Origin of the sequence: Pseudoflavonifractor sp. 60, from assembly GCF_009911645.1 — a bacterium.
Classification (GTDB): domain Bacteria; phylum Bacillota; class Clostridia; order Oscillospirales; family Oscillospiraceae; genus Lawsonibacter.
In genome coordinates this window covers 1-2,823 of the sequence record NZ_QWKI01000237.1, presented here as the reverse complement: position 1 = coordinate 2,823, position 2,823 = coordinate 1, and the positions used below count along the sequence as shown (strand labels likewise).

At 46.1% G+C, this 2,823-nt stretch carries 3 protein-coding genes; all 3 read left to right on the top strand.

What is annotated here, in order from left to right:
- On the top strand, nucleotides 1–573 hold a 573-nt coding region (locus D1646_RS20615; protein WP_160638260.1), incomplete at its 5' end, for a DUF4368 domain-containing protein.
- Between the two features lie 451 nt (nucleotides 574–1,024).
- On the top strand, nucleotides 1,025–2,404 hold the full coding sequence (locus D1646_RS20610; protein ID WP_160638259.1) for an MATE family efflux transporter: 1,380 nt from the start codon (nucleotides 1,025–1,027) through the stop codon (nucleotides 2,402–2,404).
- Nucleotides 2,404–2,586: a cysteine-rich KTR domain-containing protein gene (locus D1646_RS20605; protein ID WP_201754785.1), complete on the top strand. Its 183-nt coding sequence runs from the start codon at nucleotides 2,404–2,406 to the stop codon at nucleotides 2,584–2,586. The genes D1646_RS20610 and D1646_RS20605 overlap by 1 nt, the downstream gene beginning before the upstream one ends.
- Nucleotides 2,587–2,823 lie beyond the last annotated feature (237 nt).

Genomic DNA, 2,823 nt, shown 5'->3' with positions numbered 1-2,823 from the left:
AACGCTTTGGGCCGTCTGCCGGATGCCCGGTATGCCGCTCTGGACGCACAGTACGCCAAGGAGCAGGAGGAACTTGCAGCTGAAATCACCCAGTTGGAAAAGGCCGTCAGCAGTTACGACCAGGGCAAGAAATCGGCGGAAAAGTTTATCGCTCTGATTGACAAATACCAGGGCTTCGACACCATGACGAACACTATGCTCAATGAATTTGTCGATAAAATCCTTGTCCATGAGCGCGACCGCAAAGGATGCCAGGACACCACACAGACGGTTGAAATCTACTTCAATTTTGTGGGCAGATACATACCCCCCTCTTTCCGGGAAGCAGAATTGACCCCGGAGGAACAGGAGGCGTTTCGCAGGCGGGAGGAACGGCGGGACAAGCTGCATCAGGCATATCTTCGCCGCAAGGCCAGCGGCAAGCAGCAGGAGTATGACCGGCGGTACAGCATCAAGCGCAAGCCCGTCATGGACGCAAAGAGGGCCGCTTTACGGGCCGAGGACATGGAGCGCGGTATCTTCACTACCGCCGCCAGCCTGCCCCGCCAGGAGCCGAAACGGGCGGTTATGTAAGTCCGGCCTACACTTCGAGGGAGAGAGCAAGAACATGAAAACTGATTTGACCTTTAAGCAGTATTTTTTTTCGTAAATCAAAGTCTCTAACTATATAAGAGTCTACGGATTTGACTTGACAAGAAAGTGCATACTGTGTATAATTTATACAAATTAACAAGAGAGGTGAACACAATGTTGTTCGGGAAGTTCTGTATTGGATTCGGCTCCACACAAGTTTATACCACCAAACATTGTGCGGAGCCTTTTCGGAAAGTTGATTGATATGGTGAAAAGGCCAAGGCGGATATAGACTGCCTTTGGTTTTTGTACCCTTTTATCCAACCAACGATAGACAATCGACTGTTTAGGCCACAGACAATGTTTTGTTTGTGGCCTTTTGTTATGCTTATTTATGAATGTGCAAAGGGTACACGATATGGTGTGCCCTTTTCTTTTTGGAGGAATGGATATGATAGAAAAACATAACTTATTGACCGGTAGTGTGCCAAGAAAGCTGGCCGTTTTCGCGCTCCCGTTACTTCTGGCGAATATGCTGCAATCTTTCTACAATGTGGTAGATATGCTTGTGATCGGCCAGATTGTAGGAGATGTGGGCCTTGCGGCGATTAGTAACGCTTCTAAACTGTGTTATATCATTAACTCAATTTGTATTGGTATGACAATGGGTGGAGCTGTATTGATTGCTCAATACAAAGGGGCAGACGATGCAAAGGGGCAAGCGGAGTCTTTTCAAATGTTGGCGTTACTTTCGCTGGTATCTTCTTTCCTTGTGACTGTTGTGAGCCTGGCAATTTACCGTCCTCTGTTTCAGGCACTAAATGTTCCGGCAGATGCGTATCAAGATGCCTGTGATTATATGAAAACTATTTGTTGTGGGACGGTCTTTGTGTTTGGCTATAATGCTGTTTGCTCCGTACTCAAAGGACTGGGGGATGCAAAATCCCCCCTCTGCTTTGTTAGGATTGCCACCATCATCAATGTCATTTTAGATATTATATTGGTAGGCTCCTTTGAAATGGGGACAGTAGGAGCCGCTTACGCAACAATCACGGCACAGGGAATTTCCTTTGTGATTTCTTTGCTCTATCTACAACGACACAAGGTGTTTTTCTCTGCGGCGGAACACGGGAAATTTACACTTCAATGGGATAAGCTGACCGCCATTATAAAAATCGGTCTACCCACAGCAATTCAGATGGTAGTAGTCAACACAGCCTATCTGCTGGGAACAGGTATGCTCAATCAATTTGGTACATCTGTTTCCGCCGCATCTGGCGTAGGCTTGCAGATCAATACCTTTGCTGGTATGCCCTGCTGGGCTATTGGACAGGCAGTAACGGCGATGGTTGGCCAGTGCATGGGCGCAAGACAAATCGAGCGAGCCAGAAAGGTGGTAAAAATCAGTTTAGTGATGAATATTGCTGTTACGCTCATTGTTGTAATTGGCGTGCAACTTTTTGCGGAACCATTGATTTTACTGTTCGGTAGTACCAGCCCAGAAGTAGTAAACGATGGTGTTTATTACCTGCGTATTTGTTGCGGTATCAATAGTTTGATTTATGCGGCTATGTATACGCTGGATTCCTTTTCCATCGGGGTAGGTGCGGCAAATGTTGCCATGTTTAACGCCTTATTGGATGCAGTTATCATTCGTTTGCCAGTAAGCTGGTTTTTAGCTTTTACTCTTTGTATGGGATTTCCTGGCATTTTTTATGGGCAGGCACTCTCGCCAGTCCTGCCTGCTATTGTGGGCTTGCTCTATTTCAAAAGTAGAAAGTGGGAGCAAAAAAAGCTAATTCAAAAATGTTACAAGGAGGAAAGCCTTTGATGGGTCAGATGATATGGCTTCTATGCCCCGTATGCGGAAATAAGACCAGACTCAAAGTGCGCCCTGACACAGAGCTTGTCAATTTCCCGCTGTATTGTCCGAAATGTAAGCAGGAGACTTTAGTAAATGTAAAAAAAGGAAATCTATCTGTTGTTCGCTTGAGTAGCCTAATGTCCAAATAAATATCAAAAGAGCCAGACGCATAGACGCAGAGCCGGTAACACGCAAATTAAAAATGCGGTTATCGGCTCTTTCTTTTGAAAAGGTACGACAACCGTTAGGGAGGCGTTGTCGTGTCTTTTTCTATATTCTTATTCCCTGATTTAGCATCAAAAAAAGCCTGCCTCCCGCATTGGCATACTCCACCCAGGCTTGCGAAAATAGTCGTTTTTTGACGGCTCATACTGTTATGCCCCGCG

Excerpts from the sequence above, each read along its gene's own strand:
- D1646_RS20610 (WP_160638259.1), top strand. The coding sequence starts at position 1,025 with ATGATAGAAAAACATAACTTATTGACCGGTAGTGTGCCAAGAAAGCTG.
- D1646_RS20605 (WP_201754785.1), top strand. The coding sequence starts at position 2,404 with ATGGGTCAGATGATATGGCTTCTATGCCCCGTATGCGGAAATAAGACC.